27 protein-coding genes are annotated in these 23,747 nt (G+C 75.2%); 13 read left to right on the top strand and 14 right to left on the bottom strand.

Annotated elements, in window-relative coordinates:
- Positions 1-197 precede the first annotated feature (197 nt).
- Both AMIR_RS16635 and AMIR_RS16640 read right to left on the bottom strand, forming a co-directional pair.
- On the bottom strand, positions 198-509 hold the full coding sequence (locus AMIR_RS16635; RefSeq protein WP_015802123.1) for a hypothetical protein: 312 nt from the start codon (positions 507-509) through the stop codon (positions 198-200).
- Positions 510-608: 99 nt separating this feature from the next.
- The gene (locus AMIR_RS16640) at positions 609-1,688 is read right to left on the bottom strand and encodes a helix-turn-helix domain-containing protein (RefSeq protein WP_049796862.1); all 1,080 of its coding nucleotides are present in this window, start codon (positions 1,686-1,688) and stop codon (positions 609-611) included.
- A gap of 53 nt (positions 1,689-1,741) precedes the next feature.
- Here AMIR_RS16640 and AMIR_RS16645 point away from each other — a divergent pair, with 53 nt between their 5' ends.
- A complete protein-coding gene (locus AMIR_RS16645) occupies positions 1,742-2,125 on the top strand; it encodes a cupin domain-containing protein (RefSeq protein ID WP_041836805.1) in 384 nt (127 codons plus the stop codon).
- Between the two features lie 3 nt (positions 2,126-2,128).
- Here AMIR_RS16645 and AMIR_RS16650 read toward each other — a convergent pair whose 3' ends face one another.
- A complete protein-coding gene (locus AMIR_RS16650) occupies positions 2,129-2,812 on the bottom strand; it encodes a TetR/AcrR family transcriptional regulator (RefSeq protein ID WP_015802126.1) in 684 nt (227 codons plus the stop codon).
- Positions 2,813-2,914: 102 nt separating this feature from the next.
- Between AMIR_RS16650 and AMIR_RS16655 the strand changes: the two genes are divergently transcribed.
- Entirely contained in the window at positions 2,915-3,814 is a 900-nt protein-coding gene (locus AMIR_RS16655; RefSeq protein WP_015802127.1) for an SDR family NAD(P)-dependent oxidoreductase, read from the top strand.
- A gap of 123 nt (positions 3,815-3,937) precedes the next feature.
- On the opposite strand, the gene AMIR_RS16660 is transcribed toward AMIR_RS16655, so the two are convergent.
- Positions 3,938-5,674 carry a cellulase family glycosylhydrolase gene (locus AMIR_RS16660; RefSeq protein ID WP_015802128.1) on the bottom strand — a complete coding sequence of 579 codons (1,737 nt, stop codon included), beginning with the start codon at positions 5,672-5,674 and terminating at the stop codon, positions 3,938-3,940.
- A gap of 308 nt (positions 5,675-5,982) precedes the next feature.
- Here AMIR_RS16660 and AMIR_RS16665 point away from each other — a divergent pair, with 308 nt between their 5' ends.
- The 3 genes from AMIR_RS16665 to AMIR_RS16675 all read left to right on the top strand — a co-directional run bounded on the left by AMIR_RS16665 (position 5,983) and on the right by AMIR_RS16675 (position 8,437).
- Positions 5,983-7,596, top strand: coding sequence for an extracellular solute-binding protein (locus AMIR_RS16665; protein ID WP_015802129.1), 1,614 nt, complete (start codon positions 5,983-5,985; stop codon positions 7,594-7,596).
- Between the two features lie 413 nt (positions 7,597-8,009).
- Positions 8,010-8,159 (top strand): hypothetical protein, encoded by a 150-nt coding sequence (locus AMIR_RS40330; RefSeq protein WP_162945354.1) that lies wholly within the window; start codon positions 8,010-8,012, stop codon positions 8,157-8,159.
- Complete coding sequence (locus AMIR_RS16675) at positions 8,120-8,437, top strand: protein-tyrosine phosphatase family protein (protein WP_041836807.1); 318 nt, start codon at positions 8,120-8,122, stop codon at positions 8,435-8,437. The genes AMIR_RS40330 and AMIR_RS16675 overlap by 40 nt, the downstream gene beginning before the upstream one ends.
- An 80-nt stretch (positions 8,438-8,517) precedes the next feature.
- On the opposite strand, the gene AMIR_RS16680 is transcribed toward AMIR_RS16675, so the two are convergent.
- Positions 8,518-9,543: a LacI family DNA-binding transcriptional regulator gene (locus tag AMIR_RS16680; protein ID WP_015802130.1), complete on the bottom strand. Its 1,026-nt coding sequence runs from the start codon at positions 9,541-9,543 to the stop codon at positions 8,518-8,520.
- A gap of 115 nt (positions 9,544-9,658) precedes the next feature.
- Positions 9,659-10,498 carry an SDR family oxidoreductase gene (locus AMIR_RS16685; RefSeq protein ID WP_015802131.1) on the bottom strand — a complete coding sequence of 280 codons (840 nt, stop codon included), beginning with the start codon at positions 10,496-10,498 and terminating at the stop codon, positions 9,659-9,661.
- A gap of 149 nt (positions 10,499-10,647) precedes the next feature.
- Between AMIR_RS16685 and AMIR_RS16690 the strand changes: the two genes are divergently transcribed.
- The 4 genes from AMIR_RS16690 (at position 10,648) to AMIR_RS16705 (ending at position 13,281) form a co-directional block, all read left to right on the top strand.
- Entirely contained in the window at positions 10,648-10,974 is a 327-nt protein-coding gene (locus AMIR_RS16690; RefSeq protein WP_240438949.1) for a winged helix-turn-helix transcriptional regulator, read from the top strand.
- 60 nt (positions 10,975-11,034) lie between these two features.
- Positions 11,035-11,550 (top strand): TetR/AcrR family transcriptional regulator, encoded by a 516-nt coding sequence (locus AMIR_RS41140; protein WP_222840791.1) that lies wholly within the window; start codon positions 11,035-11,037, stop codon positions 11,548-11,550.
- Between the two features lie 229 nt (positions 11,551-11,779).
- On the top strand, positions 11,780-12,343 hold the full coding sequence (locus AMIR_RS16700) for a nuclear transport factor 2 family protein (RefSeq protein ID WP_222840736.1): 564 nt from the start codon (positions 11,780-11,782) through the stop codon (positions 12,341-12,343).
- A gap of 206 nt (positions 12,344-12,549) precedes the next feature.
- The gene (locus tag AMIR_RS16705; protein WP_245554660.1) at positions 12,550-13,281 is read left to right on the top strand and encodes an oxidoreductase; all 732 of its coding nucleotides are present in this window, start codon (positions 12,550-12,552) and stop codon (positions 13,279-13,281) included.
- On the opposite strand, the gene AMIR_RS16710 is transcribed toward AMIR_RS16705, so the two are convergent.
- A complete protein-coding gene (locus AMIR_RS16710; RefSeq protein ID WP_015802134.1) occupies positions 13,253-13,903 on the bottom strand; it encodes a DUF998 domain-containing protein in 651 nt (216 codons plus the stop codon). The two genes, AMIR_RS16705 and AMIR_RS16710, sit on opposite strands and share 29 nt — an antisense overlap.
- 32 nt (positions 13,904-13,935) lie before the next feature.
- On the opposite strand from AMIR_RS16710, the gene AMIR_RS16715 reads away from it, so the two are divergent.
- Both AMIR_RS16715 and AMIR_RS16720 read left to right on the top strand, forming a co-directional pair.
- On the top strand, positions 13,936-14,712 hold the full coding sequence (locus AMIR_RS16715) for an alpha/beta fold hydrolase (RefSeq protein ID WP_187313522.1): 777 nt from the start codon (positions 13,936-13,938) through the stop codon (positions 14,710-14,712).
- Between the two features lie 180 nt (positions 14,713-14,892).
- Positions 14,893-15,156, top strand: coding sequence for a hypothetical protein (locus AMIR_RS16720; RefSeq protein ID WP_015802136.1), 264 nt, complete (start codon positions 14,893-14,895; stop codon positions 15,154-15,156).
- A gap of 55 nt (positions 15,157-15,211) precedes the next feature.
- Here AMIR_RS16720 and AMIR_RS16725 read toward each other — a convergent pair whose 3' ends face one another.
- Together AMIR_RS16725 and AMIR_RS16730 are read right to left on the bottom strand one after the other, a co-directional pair.
- A complete protein-coding gene (locus tag AMIR_RS16725) occupies positions 15,212-15,562 on the bottom strand; it encodes a hypothetical protein (protein ID WP_143760754.1) in 351 nt (116 codons plus the stop codon).
- Positions 15,563-15,652: 90 nt separating this feature from the next.
- Positions 15,653-16,450: an alpha/beta fold hydrolase gene (locus tag AMIR_RS16730; RefSeq protein ID WP_015802138.1), complete on the bottom strand. Its 798-nt coding sequence runs from the start codon at positions 16,448-16,450 to the stop codon at positions 15,653-15,655.
- A 153-nt stretch (positions 16,451-16,603) separates the two neighbouring features.
- On the opposite strand from AMIR_RS16730, the gene AMIR_RS40340 reads away from it, so the two are divergent.
- A complete protein-coding gene (locus AMIR_RS40340) occupies positions 16,604-17,605 on the top strand; it encodes a hypothetical protein (protein ID WP_015802139.1) in 1,002 nt (333 codons plus the stop codon).
- Between the two features lie 205 nt (positions 17,606-17,810).
- On the top strand, positions 17,811-18,755 hold the full coding sequence (locus tag AMIR_RS16740; protein WP_015802140.1) for an SDR family NAD(P)-dependent oxidoreductase: 945 nt from the start codon (positions 17,811-17,813) through the stop codon (positions 18,753-18,755).
- 62 nt (positions 18,756-18,817) lie between these two features.
- Here the strand turns inward: AMIR_RS16740 and AMIR_RS16745 are convergent, their stop codons facing one another.
- The 5 genes from AMIR_RS16745 to AMIR_RS16765 form a co-directional block, all read right to left on the bottom strand.
- Positions 18,818-19,081: a GlsB/YeaQ/YmgE family stress response membrane protein gene (locus AMIR_RS16745; RefSeq protein WP_015802141.1), complete on the bottom strand. Its 264-nt coding sequence runs from the start codon at positions 19,079-19,081 to the stop codon at positions 18,818-18,820.
- A gap of 121 nt (positions 19,082-19,202) precedes the next feature.
- Positions 19,203-20,531, bottom strand: coding sequence for a carboxylesterase/lipase family protein (locus tag AMIR_RS16750; RefSeq protein ID WP_015802142.1), 1,329 nt, complete (start codon positions 20,529-20,531; stop codon positions 19,203-19,205).
- A 31-nt stretch (positions 20,532-20,562) separates the two neighbouring features.
- A complete protein-coding gene (locus tag AMIR_RS16755) occupies positions 20,563-21,426 on the bottom strand; it encodes an MBL fold metallo-hydrolase (protein WP_245554661.1) in 864 nt (287 codons plus the stop codon).
- A 213-nt stretch (positions 21,427-21,639) separates the two neighbouring features.
- Positions 21,640-22,320 (bottom strand): hypothetical protein, encoded by a 681-nt coding sequence (locus tag AMIR_RS16760; RefSeq protein WP_015802144.1) that lies wholly within the window; start codon positions 22,318-22,320, stop codon positions 21,640-21,642.
- 331 nt (positions 22,321-22,651) lie between these two features.
- Positions 22,652-23,617 (bottom strand): alpha/beta hydrolase, encoded by a 966-nt coding sequence (locus AMIR_RS16765; protein ID WP_015802145.1) that lies wholly within the window; start codon positions 23,615-23,617, stop codon positions 22,652-22,654.
- Between the last annotated feature and the right edge of the window lie 130 nt (positions 23,618-23,747).

Here is a 23,747-nt window from a genome sequence, read left to right on the forward strand (position 1 = left end):
AGCGGCGGGGCTACCGCGCCGACCTGCTGCGCGCCGCTCACCGGACCTCGACCGGTGGACCGTGGCCATGGCCGACGGCGGGATCCGGCGCCACCGGGACGAGTCCGGGAGGGCGGATGGAGCACGGAGAACGGCGCGCAAAAGCAGTCGCGTCCACATCGGACACCCATGCGGGCGCGGCCGTGAGAGCTTGATCGCTAGTGGGTGCGGCTGATCGTCGGCAGCACCGGGCTGCTGGCCCCCTCGCGGGCGCTCAGGTCGGCGAGCAGACCGGCGAGCCGGCCCACCGCGTCGAGGGACCACTCGGCGAGCGTCCCGCAGAACGTGACCGGCCCACCCTGGAGGCCGGTCTCGAGCGGGAACGTGAGGGCAGCCGATTCGTCGGCGCGTGACTCGCACGTGAAGACGTTCTGCGACACCCGGTCCCCCGCCACGCGGCCTGCCTCGACCTGGAACCACCCGGCCAGCGACGGTCCGCTGTTCGGGTGCTCGACCCCTGCGTCGTTCATGCCCCACGAACCAGGTGGGCCCGTTCGTCCCAACCAGCCCGTCGCCTGCGCGAACTCGTGAAGAACCAGGTAGACGTCGAGATCCGTTTCCGGGTCGCGTCAAGGGGGCGGGGTGAGATCGCCGTGGAGGGCGGCGAACCTCACGGGCGCCCTGTTGGTGTGCTCGCGGTGCTGCGACAGTTGATCCGCAGCGGAGGGGTTCGCCTGCGCCACCGTGGTGAACCTCCGCCGGTATGCGTCCGGGGTCACCCCCGTCTGCCGCCGCACCCGCTCCCGCAGGTTGCTGGTCGTCCCCAACCCGCTGGCCGCCGCCACCACCTCCAACCGCCGCTCACCCGCCTCCAGCAACCGGCACGCCAGCGCCACCCGCTGCCCCGTCAACCACGCCAGCGGCGTCGTGCCCAGCTCCGCCCGGAACCTCCGGTGCAGCGTCGCCGCGCTCACCGCCGCGCGCGCCGCCAGGTCCCCGACCCCCAGCGGCTCGTGCACCCGCTCCCGCGCCCAGTCCAGCAGCGGCGCCAGTGACACGTCCGGCACGACCGGCACCGGCTGTGGCACGAACTGCCGCTGCCCGCCCTCCCGGTGCGCGGCGAACACCAGCCTGCGGCTGACCGCGTTCGCCACCTCCGCCCCGTGGTCCCGCCGGATCAGGTGCAGCCCCAGGTCGAGCGCCGCCGCGCTGCCCGCCGAGGTGAGCACGTCGCCGTCGTCCACGAACAGCACGTCCGGCCGCAGCAGCACCCCCGGCCACCGGGCCGCGAACAGCCCGGTCCACCGCCAGTGCGTGGTCGCCGGACGGCCGTCGAGGACGCCCGCCGCCGCCAGGGTGAACGCCCCCGTGCAGAAGCTCACCAGGCGGGCGCCCCGGTCGGCGGCCCGCCGCACCACCTCCAGCACCGCCGGGCTCGGCGGCGCCTCGGGGTCGGGGCGGTTCGGCACGATCAGGGTGTCGGCGCGCTCGGCCGCCTCCGGGCCGGGCACGCCGGTGAGGGTGAACATCCCGGCGTGCATCCGGGTCGCCGGGTCGGGGGCGCACAGCGCGAACTCGTACCAGGGGCGCTCCAGCTCCGGGCGGCGCAGGCCGAACAGCTCGGCGGCCACGCCCAGCTCGAACGGGTTCGAGCCCTCGTCCACGAGCACCACCACCCGGTGCGCGTCCTGAGAGGATCGTTGCGACATGTGCGATTTCTAGCACTCACGCCGACCCGCGCGCCTCCCGCACGATGACGGGCATGAGCACCGAACCGGTCGACCTGACCACCGCGCTGGACACCTTCGACGCCCTGTGGAGCCCGCGCGTCCTCGCCCGCGTCAACGACCACGACGTCCGCGTCGCCAAGGTCCGGGGCGAGCACGTGTGGCACCGCCACGACAACACCGACGAGTTCTTCCTCGTCCTCTCCGGCCACCTGGACATCGCGCTGCGCGCCCCCGACCGCGTCGTGACCCTGCCGCGGGGCTCGGTGTTCGTCGTGCCGCGCGGCGCCGAGCACAAGCCGTCCTCGGCCGAGGGCGCCACGATCCTGATGGTCGAGCTGACCGGCACCCTCACCGTCGGCGACCGCCACGACCCGCTGCCCGGTCACGTCGACGTCACCACCGGGCACGAGCTGTAGACCTCAAGGCCGGGGGAGCGCGCCCGTCGTGGTCATGGCGATCGCGCCCCCGAGCAGGTCGTGCAGGGTGGTCGTCTCCGGGCTGCCGTGCGCGTGCAGCACCGGGATGGTCGGGTCGGCGCGGTAGGCGGCCAGCAGGCTCGCGGGCGGCGGCACGTACGCCGACAGCGCGCCCGCCAGCACCAGCACCTGCAGGCAGTACGCCTCCGCGCTCCCGCCCAGCTCCGGCACGTGCCCGCGCACCAGCGCGGTCGCGTCGGCCAGGGTGGCGAGCGAGGCGCGCTTGTGGCGGGCGATGACCTCGGCGGAGACGTTCTGCTCCAGCACGCTGCCCTGCGCGCCGAACAGGTCGCAGAGCACGGGCCGGTCGGCCAGCGAGCGGCTGAGCACCTCGGCCAGCCGGGCGGCCCGCTCCTGCGCCGGGGCGTCGGGGGCGGGGTCCCCCAGCTCCTCGGCGATCGCGGCCAGCCACTCCCGCAGGAAGCGGTTGAGCAGCTCCAGCAGCACCGCCTCGCGGGTCTCGAAGTAGCGCAGCACGTTGGACTTGGCCAGGCCGATGCGGCGGCTGAGCTCGTTGAGGCTGATCTCGGCGACCGGCAGCTCGGCCAGCATCGCCGCCGCGGTGTCGAGGATCGCCTGGCGGCGGACCTCCCGCTGCTCCTCGCTCCGCGCCCGTTGGAACGTCACCGGCGCAGCTTACAACGAACCACCGGTCTCTTGACATGAGACCGGCGGTCTCTTACTGTTCCGACCAGTAACAGACCGATGGTTCGTTAGAGGAGAGCAACGATGACCGAGAACTGGACCGAGCAGCACGTCCCCGACCAGACCGGCCGGACCGCCGTGGTCACCGGCGCCAACACCGGGCTCGGCTTCGAGACCGCGCGGGTGCTGGCCGAACGCGGCGCGACGGTCGTGCTGGCCGTCCGCGACGTCGAGAAGGGCAAGCGGGCCGCCGACCGCATCGCCGGCGAGGTCCTGGTGCAGGAGCTGGACCTGACCTCGCTCGACTCGGTCCGCGAGGCCGCCGCCTCCCTGCGCGCCGCCCACCCCCGGCTCGACCTGCTGATCAACAACGCGGGCGTCATGTACACCCCCAGGCTCACCACCCGCGACGGCTTCGAGCTCCAGTTCGGCACCAACCACCTCGGCCACTTCGCCCTCACCGGCCTGCTGCTGGAGCGCCTCCTGCCCGTCCCCGGCTCCAGGGTGGTCACGGTCAGCAGCACCGGGCACCGCATCCAGGCCGCGATCCACTTCGACGACCTGCACTGGGAGCGCTCGTACAGCCGGGCGGGCGCCTACGGCCAGTCCAAGCTCGCGAACCTGATGTTCACGTACGAGCTCCAGCGCCGCCTCGCCGCGCACGGCGCCACCGCGGCGGTCGCCGCGCACCCCGGCATGTCCAACACCGAGCTGGCCCGCAACACCCCGGCCGCGATCCGCGTCCCGGTCACCTGGCTCGCGCCGGTGCTCACCCAGCCCGCGACCATGGGCGCGCTGCCGACCCTGCGGGCGGCCACCGACCCGGCGGCGCTCGGCGGGCAGTACTACGGGCCCGGCGGGCGCGGCGAGGTCAAGGGGCACCCGAGGGTGGTCGCCTCCAGCCCGCAGTCGCACGACGCGGAGGTCCAGCGGCGGCTGTGGGACGTCTCCGAGCGCCTCACCGGCGTGGTCTTCCCCGTGTGAGGCCGCCGTGCCGGGGCGGGAGGCCGAGCGGAACACCGGGCGGAAGGCCGGGGCAGAGGGCCGAGCGGGAGGCGGTCCGGCCGGGACGGGGGGAGCGCGCCCGTCCCGACCGGTCCGCCCGGCTCACGGGGTCCCGGTGACCCGGTCCCCGGCCTTGGTGACGCGGTACGCGACGCGCTCGCCGCTCCAGAAGTGGAACGTCAGGGCGACCACCCCGTCCGCGACCTCGGCGAAGAACTCCGGCTTGAGGATGATCCGGTTCCCCGCCGGGTCGGGCTGGAAGTGCTGCCAGAACTCCTTGTACGTCGTCCAGTTCGCCGGCCCGGCCGGGCTGCCGTCGGCGTACGCGGCCTCCATGGTGGCGAGCTGGTCGCCCAGGAACCGGGTGGGGATCGCGAACGCGGCGGTCGTGCCCTCGGCCGCGGACTGGACCGGCCGGTCGCTGCTGATCACGTCGACCGGCCACGGGACGCCCTGAGAGAACCGGAGCTCGACGGTCGCGTTGACGCCGTGGGCCCGGTTGCCCGCCAACCTGGTGAGGGCGGCGGCGCTGAAGGTCAGGGTGCTGCCGGAGACGGTGTAGTCCGAGCCCCTGGCCAGGGTCCGCCCGCCCGAGCGCACCTCGCGCAGCGCCGTGCCGTTGAGGTTGAGCGCGAGCGACCGCGCGGTGATCGGCTGGCTGCGCGCCAGGTGGATCCGGTCGCTCGCGGCCGTTCCGGAGCGGGTGGTCCAGCTCGACTCGACCAGGTCGTGCAGGCCCTGGTCGCGCCAGCGCAGCGCGGTGCGGTCGAGGAACTGCCCGGCGTCCCACAGCATCGTGGTCAGGCCGCGGGTGCGGGCGTGGTGGCCCACGGCTTCGAGGAACTTCAGGAACTCGCCCCGCTCGATCACCCCCGGCCGGGTGTGGTCGTGGTTGAGCAGCGCCCACTCCCCGACGATCACCGGGATGCCCCGGTCCACCAGGCTCCGCCGCACCCGGTCGAACGTGTCGACCAGGTCCCGCTCCACCTCCGCGTCGAACCGGGTGTGGCCTGCGATGTTCACGCTGAACGGCCAGAACCCGTAGAAGTGCGTGGTCGCCGCGATGTTGGTGTCCCGCAGCAGGTCGTAGGACGCCAGGAACGCGTCGAGGCGGCCCTGGTCGGCGCTGGTGTGCAGGGTGGGCAGCACCAGCAGGCGGGTGGTGTTGCCGCCGCCGGAGCCGCGCACGACGCGGTGGAACTCGGCGTTCAGCTCGTGCAGCGCCCGGTAGTCCTCCTCGTCGCCGGAGGTGCCCGCGAACTGGGGTTCGTTGATGTTCTCGAACACCAGCTTCGAGGGGTGCTCGCGGAAGGCGGTGGCGATCTGCTTCCACAGCGCGGTGTAGCGGGCCAGCACGTTCGCGCGGTCGGTCGGGTAGGCGTTGAGCCACTGCCACGAGTCGTGGTGCAGGTTCACCATCACGTGCAGGCCCTCGGCCAGCGACCAGTCCACGACCTCGCGGACGCGGGCCAGCCACGCCGGGTCGATCGTGAAGTCCGGCGCGGGACCGTGGTGGTTGCTCCACGTGATCGGCAGGCGGACGCTGCGGTAGCCCTGCTCGCGCACGTGGCGCAGCAGCGCCCTGGTGGTGCGGGGGTTGCCCCACGAGGTCTCGTCGGGGATGGCGTCCAGGGTGTTGCCGAGGTTCCACCCCGGCTGCATGGCCGCGACCGTCGCCCGCGCGTCGGCGGGCGCGACGCCGTCGCGGGACGCGGGCGCGGGCGCCGGCGCCGGGGAGGCGGTGGCGGTGGCGGTGAGCGAGCCCGCCGCCATCAGCAGCGCGAGGGCTGGGGCGAGCAGGCGGGTGGACCACCGGGTTACGCGCGGGTGCGAGTTCACGACGACACCGTCCTTGACCGCTCGGAGCGCAGGAAAGTTTCTTTCACCAAAAGCGGGGGTTTTCCGTGTCGGATGCTACGCAGCGGGTCGGAAAAACGTCAACGAACCGCGCACTGATCGACAGTTCGACCAGCTTTTTCCCGGCTTTTCGTCGAATGCGGTGGTCGAATGCAGGTCGAATGCGCGGGACCCGCAGTGACGTCGTTGACCTGCGTTGTCGCCCTGAGTACGGTCCGCACGGCAGAAAGTTTCCACGACTCGATCCGAAATTTTCTGCTCCGACATGATCTGATGAAGGGCCGGCCGACATGCCTGTGGACCGCAGGGCTTTTTTAGGTCTTCTCGCCGCAGCGGGCGGAACGGCGCTGGTCGGGTGCGAGGCGCCTGCCCCGCGCGGCGGTTCCGCGCTCGGCGGCGACGCGCTGGCGGCGCTGCTGCCCGCGCACCGGCCGGTGGAGTTCGCCGAGCCCGACCTGCCCGGCGTCAACGGCTCGGTGCCCGGCTACCTGACCTACCCGGCCAACCCGGTGCGCGGCGTGCGGGGGCCGGTGCTCAGCGGCGAGGTCACCGCGATGACCCCGTCGTTCTGGCCGCCGGCGCCGGGGCCGGGGCGGAACTCCTACTACGACGCGGTCAACGAGCGCCTCGGCGGCGCGGTGCGGTTCGAGACCGTGTCCGGGGCCGACTACCAGGCCAAGCTCTCCGCCCTGATGGCGGCGCGGCAGGTGCCGGAGCTGACCGTGGTGCCCACCTTCACCATGCCGCCCCGGTTCAGCGAGGGCGTGGGCGAGGTGTTCCGCGACCTGACCGACTTCCTGTCCGGCGAGCGCGTCGCCGACTACCCGATGCTGGCCAACATCCCCACCGACTCGTGGCACGCGTGCGTGCACAACGGGCGCCTGCACGGCGTTCCCTACCCCGGCCAGCTGTTCCCCGAGGTGCTGTTCTACCGGGACGACGTGTTCGAGCAGCTCGGGGTGGAGCCGCCGCGCAGCGCCGAGGAGTTCGCGGCGATGGCCAAGCGGCTCAACGACCCCGCGAACGACCGGTGGGCGCTCGGCGACGTGTTCCGCTCGCTCGTCCGCGCCTTCGGCGGCCGGGGCGACTGGGTGCGCGACGACTCGGGCAAGCTGCTGAACCAGCTCGAAACCCCCTGGTACGCCGAGGCGGTGCGGTTCACCCGGTCCCTGTACGACGCCGGGTGCGTGCACCCGGACATCGTGGCGGGCAACTGGAACCGCGGCAACGAGCTGTTCGCGGCCAAGCGGATGATCGTCAACCAGGGCGGGATGGGCGCGTGGGCCGAGCAGGTCGCGCAGCAGCGGCCCGCCGACCCCGGTTTCCGGATGACCGCGCTGCCGCTGTTCGCGCACGACGGCGGCGAGCCCGCCTACCCGGTGGCCGCGCCGACGGTGATGGTCGCGTTCGTCCGCAAGGACGTGACCGACGAGCGGGTGCGGGAACTGCTGCGGCTGTGCGACTTCGCCGCCGCGCCGATCGGCACCGAGGAGCACCGGCTGCTGCGGTACGGGGTGGAGGGCGTGCACAGCGAGCGCGACGCGCGGGGCAACCCGGCGCTGACCCCGCTGGGGCAGAAGGAGATCACGCTGACCTACGGGTTCGCGGCGGGCCCGCCGGAGGCGATCACCACCACCGACCACCCGGACCTCGTGCGGGCCCAGCACGCCTGGTACGCGCGGGAGTGGGGACACCAGACCAAGCCGCTGGCGTTCGGGCTGCGCCTGGAGGAGCCGCCGGAGTTCGCGACCCTGGCGAAGGAGTTCGCGGACCGGACCACGGACGTCCTGCGCGGGCGGGCCGAGCTGTCCGAGGTGGACGGACTGGGCGAGCGGTGGCGCAAGGCGGGCGGGGATCGGCTGCGGGAGTTCTACGACAAGGCGCTGCGGGACGCCGGGCGCTGAGGGGCGCGCGGCTCGCGCCGCCGATCCGGCGGGCGCGGGAGGGCGCCACCGAGAGGGAGGACCACGTGAGAGTTCTGCGACCAGTGCGGAACCGGAGGAATCGCCGCGCGCTGGCCTCCGCGGCCGTAGCGCTGGCCCGCGCCACCACCTCGGGGGTGCCGGTCGTCGCTGCCCCGTGCCCGACGCCCCGGCCACGGCGTCCAAGGCACGAGCGCGTTCCCCGCGCGTCACGCGGTGCTGTCCGGCGCGCAGGCGCTGAACTGGATCGTGGTGTCCGAGGTGACCGGCGACTTCGCCCCGGACCTCATCGGTCGGCGCACCGACGGCACGCTGGTGGTGCACCCCGGAAGCGGTCCGCTGCAGGGGAACCAGACCTTCGGTGAGGTGATCGGGTCGGTTACGGCTGGAACACCGTGGACTGGGTCGGTGTCGCCGAGCTGACCTCGGACGACGATCGCACCGACATCGTGACCCGCAAGGGCAGGGACGAGCTGGTGGCCTGCAAGACGATGGGGGAGCACGTGTGCGCGTCCTGGTGTCCGTCCTGGTCATCGGCGTCCTGATCACCACCCCGACCCCGGCGGCGATCGCCGCGCCACCCGCCGCGCCGGGGACGGGGGAGACCCTGGTCAGTCGGGTCTTCGAGACCACCCTCAACGGGAAACCGCTTTCCAGGGCGGGTGACCAGTTCCACGAGGTGAAGATCGCCGATTTCGGCGCCCCGCCACCGGGTGAGGTGGGCGCGGACAAGAAGGCCGACCCGCTGCCGGACGTGGCGACCGGGTGGGACGCGGCCTTCGAGGCCGAGTGCCGCCGGGCCAACCCCGGCGGCTGGGACTGACGGGTCCGGCAGTGCGACGAGTGCCCGTTCGCCTCGGTGCGAGAAGGTGCGACCACCGCAGGTCCCGGCGGCTCCCCGGCTCAGGCGCGCGGCGGGGCGGTGCTGCGGCGGACGGTGAGGGTGGTCGCCAGCTCCACGCCCAGCTGCGGTGGCCGCTCGCCGCGGCCCAGCGCGAGCGCCAGCTCCGCCGCCGCTGCCGCCATCTCCGCGAGCGGCTGGCGCACGGTGGTCAGCGGCGGGTCGACCAGGTCGCCCACCGGCAGGTCGTCGAAGCCCACCACGCTCAGGTCCTCCGGCACCCGCAGGCCCGCCTCGCGGGCGGCCCGGTAGGCGCCGAGCGCCTGCAGGTCGTTGCAGGCGAACAGCGCGGTCGGCGGCTCGGGCAGGCTCAGCAGGGCGCGGGCCGCCGCGTGCCCGCCGTCCCTGGTCAGCGGGCCGCGCGCGACGAGGGCCGGGTCGGCGACCAGTCCCGCGTCCTCCAGCGCGGAGCGGTGGCCGTCCAGGCGGGCGCGGCAGAACAGCAGGTCGTCCGGGCCGGTGAGCACGCCGATCCGGCGGTGGCCCAGCCCGGTCAGGTGCCGGGTGGCCGCGCGCCCGCCGGACCAGTTGGTCGCGCCGACGAACGGCACGTCGTCGGGCAGCTCGCCGGTCGGGTCGAACACCACGAACGGGATGCCCTGCGCCCGCAACCTGTCCCGCTCCTCGGCGGACAGCTGCGCGACGGTGACCACGCAGGCGGGACGGCGGTCCAGCGCGTCGTCGATCCAGTAGCGGACCGCGCTGCCCCTCGGGCCGAACTCGGACAGCACCAGCCCGACCCCGTGCCTGCGCGCGACCCGCTGCACGCCCCGGATGATCTCCACGCCCCACATGTCGGCGGGCTCGTCGAACACCAGGTCCACGACGGCGCCGCGCCCGGTCGGGCTGGACTTGCGGTAGCCGTACTCGTCGATGAGGGCCTCGACGCGCGCCCTGGTGCCCGCCGCGACGCCCGAGCGGCCGTTGAGGACCTTGGAGACGGTCGGCACGGAGACGCCCGCGCTGGCGGCGATGTAGGAGATGGTGACCGGCCTGCTGGAATCGGCCTGCTCCCGGCTGCCCGACAAGCCCCGCTCCTCTCACCCGCCCGCCCCGGCCACTCTACGGTCGCCGGGGCCCGCTCGGGGGCGCGGGCGCGCGGGCCGGCGGGCGCGCCTTCGGCCGCCCACCGGCCACCTGGCGTCAGCGGAACGCGGCGGCGTTCCTGGACGCCCACTCGGCGAACGCGCGCGGGGCGCGGGAGAGCACGCGCTCCACGTCCGGGCTCACCCGCAGCTCCGCCTCGTTGGGGGAGCCGAGGATGTCCAGCGTGTCGTCGGCCAGCTCGCCCGGCATCGACCGGGACATGGCCTCCTTCGCCTCGGCGCGGCTCAGCTCGTGGAAGCGCACCGGCTCGCCGAGCGCGTCGGCGACGGCCTGCGCCTGCTGCCGGGGCGTGATCACCTCGGGGCCGGTCAGCTCGTGCGCCGTCCCGTTCCACCGCTCGTCCAGCAGGCAGGCCGCCGCGACCTCGGCGATGTCCGCCGGGTCGACCACGGGCACGCCGACGTCGCCGAACGGGGCGACCACGAGCCGCTGCGCGCGCACGGACCCGGCCCACCACAGGGCGTTGGAGGCGAACCCGCCCGGCCGCAGGACCGCCCAGTCCAGGCCGGAGCCGCGCACGGCGTCCTCCAGCTCGCGCATCGCGATCCGCGTCCTGCCGAACGGCCTGGTCACCACGCCGAGGGTGGAGAGCAGGACGACCTTGCGCACCCCGCTGCGCGCGGCCAGGCCGACCAGGTCGACGGGGTTGGCGCCCAGCGCGTGCAGGTCGCCGGACAGCAGCAGGAACAGCGAGTCCGCCCCCGCCAGCACCGGGGCCAGGCTCGCCGGGTCCGCGAGGTCGGCCACCGCGTGCACCGCCCCGTCGGGCGCCTGCGCCTGGTGGCGCGACACCGCCGTCACCCGCTCGCCCGCGCCGGTGAGCGCCCGCACCAGCGGGGTTCCGATATTGCCGGTCGCGCCGGTCACCACGATCATGGAGAACTCCTTGTCACAGCGTGCTTCCCCGTCGGGCGCAGACGCTAGGAGCGGCAACTTACTTTTGGTAAGGACGTACCTCGGGGTAAGTTCAGGACGTGGCGGGAGGCTCGCAGTTCGCGCAGGGTGGCCCAGCGGCCCGGTATGAGGTGTTTCACACCGACTGCCCGGCGCGGGACGTGGTCGACCACGTCACCGGCCGGTGGGGGATCTGGGTGCTGATCTCCTTGCGCGGCAACGACCTCAGGTTCTTCGAGCTGCGCGACAGCGTCCGGGGGATCAGCGAGAAGATGCTCTCGCAGACCCTGCGCGTGCTGGTCGAGGACGACCTGGTGTGGCGGCGCGTCGAGCCGACCACCCCGCCCCAGGTCACCTACGGGCTCACCCCGTTCGGGCGCGAGGTCGGGCAGCCGCTCACCGACCTGTTCGACCTGATCACCCGACGGCTCCCGCCGCGCGAGGACGTCCGGACATAGGCTGGGGCGGTGAACGACGGACGCGCCTTGAGCGCCCGCGGCGCGTAGCGTCGCACCGACCTGCTCGACGCCGCCGTCTCGCTGGTCGCCTCCGGCGGTTCGGGCAGCCTGACCCACCGGGCCGTCGCCGCCGCCGCCGCGGTCTCGCTCGCGTCGGTGACCTACCACTTCCCCTCGATCGAGGACCTGCGCCGGTCGATGTTCGAGCGGGCGCTGCAGGTGGTGGACGACCGGCTCACCGCGACGGCGGCGACCGGACCGCCGAGCGAGCTGCCAGGGCTCGCGGCGGACTACGTGCTGGCGCTGGTGACCGAGCACCGGGACGCGGCGGCGGCCGTGCAGGAGATGATCGTCGCGGCGGCCCACGACCCCGCGCTGCGGCCCACGTTCCACGCCTACCACGAGCGCCTGGCCGACCGCCTGGCCCCGTGCGTGGGCGGGCGCACCGCGGGGCTGGCGGTCGCGGCGACGCTGCAGGGGCTCGTGCTCACCGCGCTGGCGCACCCGGACCTGGAGCCGGAGGTCTTCCACGGGGCCGTGCTCGACCTGGTCGACCGGCTGCGGGTCGCCCCGTAGACCTCCCGTTCAGGGCGTGTCGCCGTCAGCTCGGCGTGCAGCGCCCGCGCTGGCGCGGTCAGGACCTCGCGGGAGGGGCGGGCGAGGGCAGGGCCGCCCGCCGTCCCTCGGGCGTGGCGCGTGCCCCAGGGGCTGGGTGGCGTCCGCGGCGGGCGTCCCCGACCCCAGTGGAGGCGCAGTTGACCACCCCCGACCCGACCGGCCCACCCCCGACCCGACCTGTCCGGCCTTGACCGGCCCAGCCCCGACCGGTCCAGCCCTGACCGGCCCAGCCCCGACCGCCGGAGCGCGCACGGCGCTCGACCTCGCGCGGCGCTTCGTCCACGCCGTGGAGGCCAAGGACCTGGGCGCGGTGTCGGACGTCCTCGCGCCGGACGTGCGCCAGCTGTTCGCCCAGTCCGGGAGGGCGAGCACTCCGGACGGGATCGCGGAGCTGATCTCCCGGCGTGCCAAGGGCTTCCGCGTCGCGCACCTGAAGGGGCGCGACGAGGTGCTGGCCTACACCGGGGGGATCTTCGCCAAGTTCGACCCGCTGGTGTGGCGCGATCACCGGTGGCACGCGGCCGAGGGCGGGGGAGCGGCCCACTTCGCCGCCAGGGGGGACATGGTCGTCGCGCGCACGGGCGAGCCGTACCGCAACGACTACGTGATCCGCTTCGAGGTGGTGGACGGCCGGATCGCGCGGATGACCGAGCACGGCGACGCCCTCCGGTACGCCGGGCTCGGGGTGCGGCCGAACGCGGCGGAGTTCCGCGCGCTGCTGCGGGACCTGGCGTTCCCGCGCCGGGCTTGAAGCTGTGCATTTGTGCCTGTTACTTCTGTGTCAGATACATTTGTGCAGCTTCTGGAGTCGGAGACTCCCGTGACCGATGTGCTGCTCGACCTCTTCGACCTGCGCGGACCGGCGCTGCCCAACCGCGTCGTCATGGCCCCGATGACGCGGGCGCGGGCCTGATCGTCACCGAGGGCGCCCCGGTCTCCCGCGAGGGCACCGGCTACCTGGTCACGCCCGGCCTGCACACCGACGAGCAGGTGGCCGGGTGGCGGCGGGTGACCGGCGAGGTCCGCGACCGGGGCAAGCGGGTGTTCGCCCAGCTGTGGCACGTCGGCCCGGCCTCGCACGTCTCCCTCCAGCCCGACGGAGCCCCCGGCCGCGTGCCCGCCTCCGCGCCCAGGGCCCTGCGCACCGACGCGGACGCGGCCGGCTTCCGCGGCGTGGAGCTGCACGCGGCCACCCAGCACCTGTTCGAGCAGTTCCTCAACTCCCGCGTCAACGACCGCCCCGACCGCCACGGCGGCCGAACCCCGGCGAACCGGCTGCGGTTCGCCCTGGAGGTGGTGGACGCCGTCGTCGAGCGGCTGGGCGCGCACCGCGTGGGCGTGCGCGTGTCCCCGTTCGGCGCCGTCGGCGCGATGCCCGCCGGCGACCGCGCCGAGGAGACCTACCGCGCCCTGTCCGCCGAGCTGTCCGCCCTGCGCCCCGAGCCCACCCGGACCGCGCTGGTCCTGGCAGGCGGCCTGACCTTCACCACCGCAGCCGCCCTGGTCGCCGAGGGCCTGATCGGCCTGGCCGCGTTCGGCCGCCCGCACATCGCGAACCCGGACCTGGTGCAGCGCCTGCGCGCCGGCCTGCCGCTGGCCGAGGCCGACCCGGCGACGTTCTTCGGCGGTGACGCCGCCGGGCACGCGGACTGCCCGGCGGTCACGGGGGCGGCCCGGCGCCCGGCCTGACCGCCCCTCGGGACGACACCCGCGCGCCGAGCAGCAGCCCGGCCGAGACGGTCAGCAGCTGGACGCGCTGGACCAGCCCGGCTCCGGGCTGGTTGACCAGGACCGCCGACAGCACGCCGGTCCCGGCGAGGAGGATCAGCACCACCCTGGCGCCGGGCAGCCGGGTGCCCCGCTCCAGGACCGCCGCGGCGGCGAGGGCGCCGACGAACGTCAGCACGCTGGTCACCTGGTGCAGGTGGTGGCTGAGCGACACCGCGCCGGCGGCCTCCCGGTCGCGGCACAGCCGGTCGGTGCTGGGCGCGCAGTCGAGCGGCAGCGCGGTGTCGGCGAGGGTCGCGAGGGCGAAGACGAGCACGGCGGCGACCGCCCACCGCCCGCGCAGGTGGCGCGCGGCGAGCAGCACGCAGCAGGCGGCGAGCGAGTCGGTGGCGCGGAACAGCCACCGGTGCGGCTGGTCGTCGGCGAGCAGCTCGCTCACGTAGCCGTCCACGACGGACAGCCCGGTCGGCAGCACCAGTTCGAGCAGCCAGCACGCGTACAGCACCGCCGCCGCGACCAGCCACGCGCCCGGCCGGTCGAGCGCGGGGCGACCGCTCCGGCTCGACGCCCTGTCCTCGATCACGCTCGCGCCGCCCTTCCGCCATGCTGTGCCCCGTGGTCACCGTCGTGGGCTCGGACCTGCACCTCGTCGCGGACGGACCGGCGGGCGCGCCGCCGGTCGTGCTCCTGTCCGGTCTCGCGGGCGCGATCGCCGACTGGGACCCGGTGACCCGGCTGCTGGCGACCTCCGCTCGGGTGGTGCGGTTCGACCGGCCGGGGACCGGGACGAGCACGCCGTCGCCCGAGCCCTCGTCGGCGCGGCGGGAGGTGGCCGTGCTGGACGCGGTCCTCGACGCCGTCGGCGCCCCGGCCGTGCTCGTCGGGCACTCGCTGGCCGGCCTGCACGCGGAGGCGTTCGCGCGGCTGCGCCCTGGGCGCGTGCGCGGCGCGGTGCTCGTGGACCCCAGCCTCGCGCCACCGGGCATCGGCCGACCCGCCGATGCCGGAGCCGCGCTCGCGAAAGCCCTGCTCCACCTGGGCGTCGCGGGGCCTGCGGCGCGCGCTGCCCGCCCGCTGCTCCGCCTGGCCGGGCGCCCGCCCGCCAGGGTCGCCGTGGTGGAGGAGCTCGCCGGGTACCCCGAGCTGGTCGCCGAGGTGGACGCGCTGCGCGGCGCGCACCCGCTGCCGGACGTGCCGTGGTGGGTGCTCACGGCGGGGGGGACGCTGGGACGGCCGGGGTCGGCGTCGCGCGTCCTCGCGGCTCATGGCTCGATGGCGTCGCTCTCCCCTGGCGGCGTGCACCGCGTCGTGCCGGAGGCGGGGCACCTGGTGCAGCTCGACGATCCCCGCGCGGTGGCCGGTCCGGTGCTGCGTTGCCTCCACAGCGCCTGAGCCTACGGCTGCGCGGGCGGTGCGCGGGGACGGGGACCGAACCGCCGTGGCCACCCGGCAGGGTGGTCCCGCGCGCGGTGCGTGGTCGCTCGTCCGGGTGAGACCGGGGGCGCGAGGCATTCCCGGTCGGCCGGGGGCAACCCCGCGGTCACGACGAAGACGACCACGGAGGTGGATGTCGTGCGCGAAGAGCTCCTGAGCGGCCTTGTCCTCGCCGCGGCGCTCGCGGTGGCGCCCCCGGCCCTCGCCGGAACGGCCTCGGCGCAGGACGAGGGGTGCCGGTACTACTACACGTCGCTCTTCCCCGGACCCAACGGCGAGACCAAGGGCTACGGGGACTACACCGAGGGCGACGCGGACCCCGAGGGGCGGGTCTGCCGGGACGGCTGGTGGTCGAACCCGGAGGGCGGGCAGAACCCCTGGGACCCCGGTATCGCGGGCTGACGGACGCGCGACGGCGGGTGGCGTCCGCGGTGGACGCCACCCGCCGTCGTGGTGGTCAGGAAGCGCTCAGCGGCGGGGAGGCCCTGGGCGAGCCCTCGTCGACCAGGAAGGACGAGTAGTGCAGGTCAGCCGTGACCGCGCCCGAGAACGGCGCCGTCACCGTGGCGCTGATCCTGATCCGCGAGCCCGGCTCCGGGGCCAGGCGGTCCGGGGAGCGGCGGACGTGCGCGTGGTTGTCCGCGTTCGCGTCGTCCCACACCTGCCCGGTGACCTGGCCTCCCCGCACCCCGGAGCCGACCCCGGTGACACCCGCCGCGGTCACCTCGATCGACCGCCGCGCCTCGGTGGTGGACGCGTAATCCCACTGCGCGCCGTCGGGGCGTTGATCACCCCGAACACCGGACAAGGCGAGCGGCGGGACCGGTGGTTGACCGCGCGCCCGCCGGTTCACCGGAACGGGCCACCCCGCCCGCGCCGGCCACCCCGCTCGTGCCGGTCACCCGGCCCGCGTCAGCTCCGCACGCACCCGCTCCAACCAGTCCACCACCAGCGCCGTCGCCAGACCGGGCCGTTCGAACAGGGCGTTGTGCCCGGCCCCGTCCAGCGCCGCGAAGCTCGCGCGCGGGTAGTGCTCCAGCGTGGCCCAGGCGTCCGCGTAGCCGACCACGTGGTCCTGCCTGCCGGTCAGGAACAGCGCGGGCGCGGTGAACGGCTCGGGGGACGTGCGCTCCGGGGGTTCGCCGAGGCCGTAGTCGGCGGCGATGCGGGTGACGGCCGCCCGGTCGGCGGCGAGCAGGCCCGGCCGGGTGTGGTCGAGGAACGCCTGGGCGCTGTGGTGGCTGTGCTCGACGGCCTGGTCGGCGTAGTCCGCCGCCGCCTCGCCGAGGGCGGCCAGCACGGCCGGGTCCTCGTGCAGGACGGTGCGCGGCGGCACGCGGCGCTGGGCGTGCTCGGAGACCACGACGCCGACGAGCGTCGCCAACCCGAGCACCCGGTCACGGGCGTCGTGCGCGAGCCGCCGGGCGAGCAGCCCGCCGAACGAACTCCCGAGCACCGCGAACGGCTCCCCGCCGAGCAGCTCGTCCAGCCCGCCCGCGACCACGCGCAGCACGTCGCGGGCGCTCGCGACCCCGTCACCGGGGGACCGCCCCATGCCGGGCAGGTCGACGTAGATCCGCCGCCAACCACCCACCCCGGCGATCACGGGGTCGAGCGGCAGGAGGTCGCGGTGATCGACCTCGAACCCGTGGAGCAGGACGAGCGGGGTGCCGCTGCCGCGGTCGACGATGTGCACGCCAGCGGCGAACGCCCTGCGTGGCGCGGGTATTCCCGCTGGCGCGCCCCGGCCGGGACGGGTGCCCCCTGAACCGCCGAGCGACCGGTTTCCCCCTCCCCGCCGGGGGAGTGCTATCCGGCGATCGGCACTCGACAGGCAGGGGAGCGGCGCGTGAAGAAGGTCCTCGCCGTCACTCTCGGCATCCTCACCGCCATCGGCGGGTTCGTCGACATCGGCGACCTGGTGGCCAACGCCGAGACCGGGGCCCGGTTCGGCATGGGGCTGGGCTGGGTCGTGGTGGTGGGCGTGGTCGGGATCTGCGTCTACGCCGAGATGGTCACCAGCGTGCACCACCTGCTGTGGGTCCCGGTGGCCGCGTTCGTCGTCCGGGTGGTGCTGTGGCGGGTCAGGTTCGAGACCGTGGAACGGGTCTTCGGCCTGGCCGGGCTCGCGCTCGTGGTGTTCGTCGTGGCCCTGGTGCAGCTCGACCCGTCGTGGCGCGACCTCGACGCCCAGGCGGTGGAGTTCGGGCCCGCCGGGGCCGAGGACTGGCCCACCTACGCGTTCTTCGGCGTCACCTTCGGCGCCGCGCTGGAGACCGGGCCGTCCTCCGGCTACACCGTCGCCCAGTACTTCGGCCGGCGGTGGGGCAAGCGCGTGCCGCCCCGTCAGGCCGCCCCGTCCCGCACCGTGGAGCTGGCGCGGGACCCCGACGGGACGCTCGTGGTCGTGGCGCCGCTGTCCGGCGGGCGGGCGCTGGCCGACCGGTTCGGAGGCGCGCTCGGCCGGTCGCTAGCAGGCCCCCGCGCGCGGTCGCAGCGCGGTGACGACCACCTGGAGGTAGAAGATGTTGCCGCCGGGGTTCGCGCACACGCTGGCGGCGGTCGGCGTTCCGCCGGGCCAGGTGAAGGTGTAGTCCACGTCCACGCTGCCGGACGTGTGGTTGTAGTACGTCGAGGTCAGCGCGCTCCCGGTCCACGCGCCCGCGCTGACCAGCGACGGCGCTTCGACGGGGGCGGGCTCGGGGTGGGCCCAGTGCGGCCAGGCGCAGAACGAGCCGCGCGGGCAGTTCCCCGGAGGCCACGCCTCGTTCGGGTCACCGGGGTCCGCGGTGACGGCCGGGGCGGTGAGCAGCAGGCCGACGGCGGACGCGGCGAGGGCGAAAGCCTTTAATCGCATGGGGTTCCTCCCGTGCGCAGGGGACCGATCCGTTCCGGAAACTACTGCCGGGAGGTTGAACGGTCAAGCACTCGCGGTGGCGGTGAGCGGCTCGGCGGACCACTTCGGTTGACACTGTCATCCCAGTGGGGGAGTGTGGACGTCGACGGGCGCCGGTCGCGCCGTCCTCCACCGCCACCGAACAGGAGACCGCGTCCCCATGGCACCACCGCGCCAGCCCGTCCCCGACCTCGCGGGCCGCACCGTCGTCGTCACCGGGACCACCTCCGGTCTCGGACTCGCGCTCTCCGGCGCGCTGGCCCGCGCGGGCGCCCGCGTCCTGATGACCGTCCGCGACCCCGAGCGCGGCGCGTCCGCCCTCGCCTGGGTGCGCGACGGGATCACCGGCGCCGGTTCCGCCGAGACCGTCCGGCTCGACCTGGCCGACCTCGCGTCCGTGCGCGCCGCCGCCGCCGACATCCGGGAGCGCGCGGGCGACCGGGTCGACGTGCTCGTCAACAACGCCGCCGTCTCGCTCGGGCCCCGCCAGCTCACCCGCGACGGGTTCGAGCTCCAGATCGGCACCAACCACCTCGGGCCCGCCGCGCTGACCTGGCTGCTGATGCCCGCCCTGCGCGCCGCCGGGACCCCGGAGCGGCCCGCCAGGGTGGTGACCACGTCCAGCCTCGGGCACCGCACCGGCGGGCTCGACCCCGCCGACCTGCACTGGGAGCGGCGGAGCTACTCGCCCACCCGCGCCTACGGGGCGTCCAAGCTCGCGAACCTGCTGTTCGCCGCCGAGCTGGACCGGCGGTTGCGCCGCGCCGACGACCCGGTGCTGTCGGTCGCCGCCCACCCCGGCCTGACCACCTCGCAACTGCTCGCCAACGCCCTCGCGCGCGGCGGCACCTGGAAGACCCGGCTGTACGCGCTGCCCGAGCGCTACCTGTCCCAGCCGGTCACCGACGGCATCCTGCCCCAGCTGCTCGCCGCCACCGGGCCGGTCGGCGGCGGGGACTACCTCGGACCCACCCGGTTGTTCGGCGCCAGGGGACCGGCCGGGCCCGCGAAGCGCTCGGCCACCGCCCGCGACCCGAGGCTCGCCGCCGAGCTGTGGCGGGCCACCGCCGCGGCCACCGGCGTCGCGCCCGACCCCGGTGAGTAGTCGCCCACCGCGCGAGGCCCCCGCACCACCGGGTGCAGGGGCCTCGAAGTGGTCGCGCGTTGTTACCGGACGCTGGAGCGGCGGTTGCCCGACAGGCCCTCGGCGACGCCGATGAGCAGCACGGAGGCGATCACGGCGACGATGAAGCCGAGGACGTTCAGCTCGAAGACGTCACCGGTGCCGAGCACGTTCGCGATCGTGCCGCCGATGACGGAGCCCACGAGCCCGAGCAGCAGCGTCGCGATCACGCTGAGGTTCTGCTTGCCGGGCTTGATCAGTCGGGCGAGCGCGCCGATGATCAGGCCGGCGACGATGAACCCGATCATGTCACCCTCCAGGTAGTCGATGGTGCGACGCTATCGGGATTCCCGAGTGGACCGCCACCCAATCGTCGTGCGGCGCAGTTCACCTGAGGGTGTGGCCGTCACCGACCGTGCCCGGCAGGGCTCAGCCGAACACCTCCACCACCGGGTGCTCGGCGGAGTAGGCCGCCCACCCCGGTGACCCGGTGCCCGCGAACGCCACCCAGGCCCCGTGCACGCGCGCGGCCAGCCCGGCGGGGGCGGGGTCGGGGCCGAGCAGCCCGGTCGCGCCGTGCAGCCACGGCTCGTCCGCGACGTCGAACACGAACGGCAGCTCCACGGTGTGCGCCGCCCCGAGCCGCCCGCCCAGCGCCGTCGACCGGTGCGCGAAGGAGTAGACGTGCGTGCGCCCGCCCGAGATCCGCGCGTGCGCCAGCGCCAAGCGGTCCGTCCCGGAGCCGAACAGCACGTCCCCGAGCGCCTCCGCCCCCTCCTCCGGCTTCCCTTGCGGCACCACGTACAGCCGCCCCTCCTCGGTGTTCGAGCCGATCAGCAGGTCCACGTCGCGGGCCGGGCCGTCCGCGAGGGCGTCGGCGGGCTGCGCGTCCAGCACCAGGCTGAACGGGCTCAACCCGGCCAGCGGGTCGGCGGCTGTGCCCGTGCGCAGGTCGAGCCCGGCCAGCGCGGGCAGCACCGCCAGGAACCGCTCGTCCGGGACCGCCCCGAACGCCTCGGCGGTCGCCGCCACCCCCAGCGCGGCAGACGCGGCGGCGGTGACCCGTCCCGCCTGCTCCGGGGTGAACGCGCCGGTCCCGCTGCCGCTCTGCACGACCGCCCGCCGGAACAACCCGGCGGCCAGGGGCGTCGCGAGCAGCGCGCCGACCAGCGTGGCGCCCGCGGACTGGCCGAACACCGTCACGTCGCCCGGATCACCGCCGAACGCCGCGATGGCCGAGCGCACCCAGCCGAGCGCGGCGAGCACGTCCAGCAGCCCCCGGTTGCGCGGGGCCCCGGCCAGGTCCAGGAATCCGGGCACGCCGAGGCGGTAGTTCACCGTCACCAGGACCACGCCGTCGCGGGCGAACGCGTGCCCGTCGTACAGCGCGGCCCGCGTCGACCCGGTGACGAACCCGCCGCCGTGCACGAACACCATCACCGGCCGCGCGCCGTCGTCGGCGGCGGGCGTGCGCACGTCGACGGTCAGGTACTCCTCGCCGCGCACCCAGCCCGGCCCGAAGTAGGGCGTCATGTCGAGCGCGCCGAAGTCGCGGACCGGTTGGGGCGCGGTGGGGGAGGGGCGGGCGCCGTCGCGCGTGCCGGACCAGCCGGGGTGCGGCGCAGGCGCGGCGAAGCGGCCCGCCCCGACGGGGGCCGCCGCGTACGGGATGGCGCGGTACAGCTCGCCGGAGCCGTCGCGGACACCGCGCACGGCGCCCGCCGGGGTGCGGACGACCGGCGCTGGGCTCCGGGTCACGGGTGCTTCCCCTCCGGGATCGCTCGGCACGTCAGGAGATCCGCTCGAACGGCGACCACCGCTTGACCGCGAACCGCGACCCGTCGCGCTCGACCTCCAGTGCGCCGTGCCCGCCGAAGTGCGCCGGGAACACCAGCGCGCCGGTCTCGGCGGCCACCCCGAGCAGCCTGCGCCGGGTGGCCCGCGACCCGGCCGGGTCCTCGCAGAAGCAGGAGTTGGTGTCCGGCTCCACGACCTGCAGCGGGGTGTGCACCAGGTCCCCGACGAACAGCGCCCGCTCGCCCCCGGACTCCAGGACGAGCGCGGACGAGCCGGGCGTGTGACCGGGGGCCGGCTCCAGCCGCAGGTTCGCGTCGATCCGGTGCGACCCGTCCCACAACCGCACCAGCCCGGCCTCGCGCACCGGCCGCACGCTGTCCTCGAACACGTTCTGGTTGCCGCGCCCCAGCACGGACCGGTGCCCGTTGGCCGGGTCCCAGAACTCGAAGTCCTGCCACGTCACCAGGTACTCGGCGTTCGGGAACGTCGGCGCCCACTCGCGCCCGTCGAGCCGGGTGTTCCAGCCGACGTGGTCCACGTGCAGGTGCGTGTTGACCACGACGTCCACGTCCTCGGGCCGCACCCCGGCGGCGGCGAGGTTCGCGAGGTAGTCGCTCCGCCTGCGGCTCCACACCGGCGAGTAGGGCCGGTCCTTGTCGTCGCCCACGCCGGTGTCGACCAGGACCGTGCGGCCCTCGCTGCGCAGCAGCCAGCTCTGGACCGCCGAGCGGCACTCGTCCGCGGCCGGGTCCCAGAAGTCGGGCGCCAGCCAGTCGCGGTTCCCGTCCCACGACCCGGCGGGGCTGTCCGGGAAGAACTGCCCCGGACCGAGCCCCACCGGGCCGTGGAACTCCATGACGCGGGTGACGGTGACGTCGCCCAAGGTGATCTCGTTCTGCTCCACGTGCTCCGCCCTGAGGTCGGGTGACCTGACAGGGTCGAGCCTGGACGCGCCGGTGCGGGACAACCACTCCCGCCGGTTCCTACCCATGGCGCTGGGTGGCTGGGGGCGGGGTGGCGGGGTGACTGGGGGCGGGGTGGCTCGGGTGGCGCCGGGGGCCGGAACGGCTCAGAGCAGGTGGCCGGTCACGCCGCCGCCGGGGAACACCCCGTCCCGCACCGGGCCGTCGAAGCCGGGGCGCGGGGCCACCACGGGCACGTCGAACAGGCCGGGCGCGGGCACCTCGACCCCCGCGCGCGGCCGGGTGGTGACCTCCGCGCAGGTCAGCAGGGCTCGCGGGTCCTGCGCGTCCAGGTCCACCCCGCTCATCCGCAGCGCCAGCTCCAGCGCGCCACCGCTCGCGAACCCCTCCAGGTCGATCCCCGCCGAGACCAGCGCGCGGGACAGCAGGCGCTCCGGGTCCTCGTCGCGCAACCCGCCCAGCGCGGACGCCTCGGCCAGCACCCGGCCGTCACCGGCGTACAGCACCCGCGCCTGCAGCGGCGTGCCGCCGACCGCGAGCATCCGCCCGCCACCGGCCGTCACCGCTCGCGCCACCTGCGGGCGCAACCCCTCCCCGGTCCAGGTCTCCCACACCAGCAGGCACCGCTTCGGCCCGCCCGCCACCACCCGCTGCACGCCGAGCCGGGCCCGCGCCCCGGACGCGCCCCGCCCGGCCCAGTCCCACCACCGCCCGCGCGTCAGCTGCGGCCCGGTGACGGCGTCCGCGCCCCACCCGGCGAGCAACCGCTCCGGCGGCACGCCGTGCACCAGGGAGACCATCACGTGGTCGACCAAGCCCAACGACACCGGACCCTCCCTCCACCCCCGACCACGACCGGGAACCGCGCCGGGGCACGCCGAAGGGGGAGCAGACCACACTGCTCCGAGCGGACGCCATCCCCCTGTCCGGTGGATTGGCGCGGGCGGCCGTTCGCGGCGACCCGGTCGCGGCCGGTGACGGTCCGGTGCGGTGGGTGGCCACCCGCTTCCGGGGGAGGGGAAGTCGTTGTGCGGCAAGGCTTCTCAAGCGCTCCGGTCCTCCGGGGAACGTCGCCGCGCCGGGGTGCGGCGGTGACGTCCGGGACCCAGGGGGGACGAGGTGCGCGTGGTGCTGGGCGCGAAGATCACCGGATAGCGGTCAACCCGCCGGGCAGTGCGCGCCCCGTTGCGGCAGAACGCGTTCGGCGAGGTAGCGGTGCACCAGGTCGACCGCGCAGGGCGTCCTGGTCGCCACCCCGTGCCCGAGGCCCTCGTGGGTCACCAGGACCGAACCGGGCAGCTGGTCCGCCACGTGCCGCGCGCCCCCGTGCGGCGTCGACGGGGCGTGGCGCGAGTTCAGCAGCAGGACCGGCGGCGCGTCCCCGGCCTCCAGCGGGCGCTGTGGGTTCGTCGCGGGGACCGGCGGGTTCACGCACAGGTCGGCCAGGTCGTAGGCGGACTGCCGCACGTCCGGCGCCACGGCGCGGGAGGCGGCGCGCAGCGCCTCCGCGCGGGCGAAGGTCGACGCGTCGTTGCGGTTGTCGGCGCACTGGAGGTAGATCGGCAGCGGGACCGGGGCCTGCGCCGCGGCCGGGGCGACCTGGGCGGCCTGGGCGGCCTGCTGGGCGGGAGCGTCGAACCGGGCGATCCGGTCGGCGGCCTCCGGCAGGTCCGGCCGGGTCAGCGGGGACACCGGCCGGTAGGTCGGCCCGGCCGGGTCGAGCGGGCGGGCCGGGTCGTCCGGGTCGGGCAGCCCGCCCCGCTCGGCGCGGTCGAACAGGGCCGCGGCCCGCAGCGCGTCGAACTCCCGCTGGTCCGACGGCGTCGGCCGGTCCAGCGCGGCGACCAGCTCCGGGGAGCACAGCACGGGGTTGCTGCGCCGCACGCCGCGCGGGTCGAAGCTGACGACGTCGAAACGGGCGGGGCGGCGGGCCACGGCCAGGTCGAACCGCTCCCCGCCGGGATCGGCCCAGTCGACCGGGACGGGGACGGCGGCGCACTCGGCCGCCGGGTTCCCGGCGCAGGGCTCCCACCGAGGCGCGGGGTTCCCGCTCGCGGGCGGGACGAGGACGAGCGACGCGGCGACCGAGGCCGCGACCGCCCAGTGCGGATGACGAGTGATCATGCGCTCCACCGTGGCCGCCCGCGCCGCCCGCCCGCCTCCCCCTGGCGGCCGGTCGTCCCCGCCTCCGGGGGGAGGGCCCTCCGCCCCGCGACGGAGGCGGTTCGCGGGCGCGCTCCCCGGGGTTGGCGCA

Origin of the sequence: Actinosynnema mirum DSM 43827 (genome assembly GCF_000023245.1) — a bacterium.
In the GTDB taxonomy this organism is placed as follows: Bacteria; Actinomycetota; Actinomycetes; order Mycobacteriales; family Pseudonocardiaceae; genus Actinosynnema; species Actinosynnema mirum.

Excerpts from the sequence above, each read along its gene's own strand:
- AMIR_RS16665 (WP_015802129.1), top strand. The coding sequence starts at position 5,983 with ATGCCTGTGGACCGCAGGGCTTTTTTAGGTCTTCTCGCCGCAGCGGGC.
- AMIR_RS16640 (WP_049796862.1), bottom strand. The coding sequence starts at position 1,688 with ATGTCGCAACGATCCTCTCAGGACGCGCACCGGGTGGTGGTGCTCGTG.
- AMIR_RS16655 (WP_015802127.1), top strand. The coding sequence starts at position 2,915 with ATGACCGAGAACTGGACCGAGCAGCACGTCCCCGACCAGACCGGCCGG.
- AMIR_RS16685 (WP_015802131.1), bottom strand. The coding sequence starts at position 10,498 with ATGATCGTGGTGACCGGCGCGACCGGCAATATCGGAACCCCGCTGGTG.
- AMIR_RS16755 (WP_245554661.1), bottom strand. The coding sequence starts at position 21,426 with ATGGAGTTCCACGGCCCGGTGGGGCTCGGTCCGGGGCAGTTCTTCCCG.
- AMIR_RS16645 (WP_041836805.1), top strand. The coding sequence starts at position 1,742 with ATGAGCACCGAACCGGTCGACCTGACCACCGCGCTGGACACCTTCGAC.
- AMIR_RS16765 (WP_015802145.1), bottom strand. The coding sequence starts at position 23,617 with ATGATCACTCGTCATCCGCACTGGGCGGTCGCGGCCTCGGTCGCCGCG.
- AMIR_RS16745 (WP_015802141.1), bottom strand. The coding sequence starts at position 19,081 with ATGATCGGGTTCATCGTCGCCGGCCTGATCATCGGCGCGCTCGCCCGA.
- AMIR_RS16740 (WP_015802140.1), top strand. The coding sequence starts at position 17,811 with ATGGCACCACCGCGCCAGCCCGTCCCCGACCTCGCGGGCCGCACCGTC.
- AMIR_RS16635 (WP_015802123.1), bottom strand. The coding sequence starts at position 509 with ATGAACGACGCAGGGGTCGAGCACCCGAACAGCGGACCGTCGCTGGCC.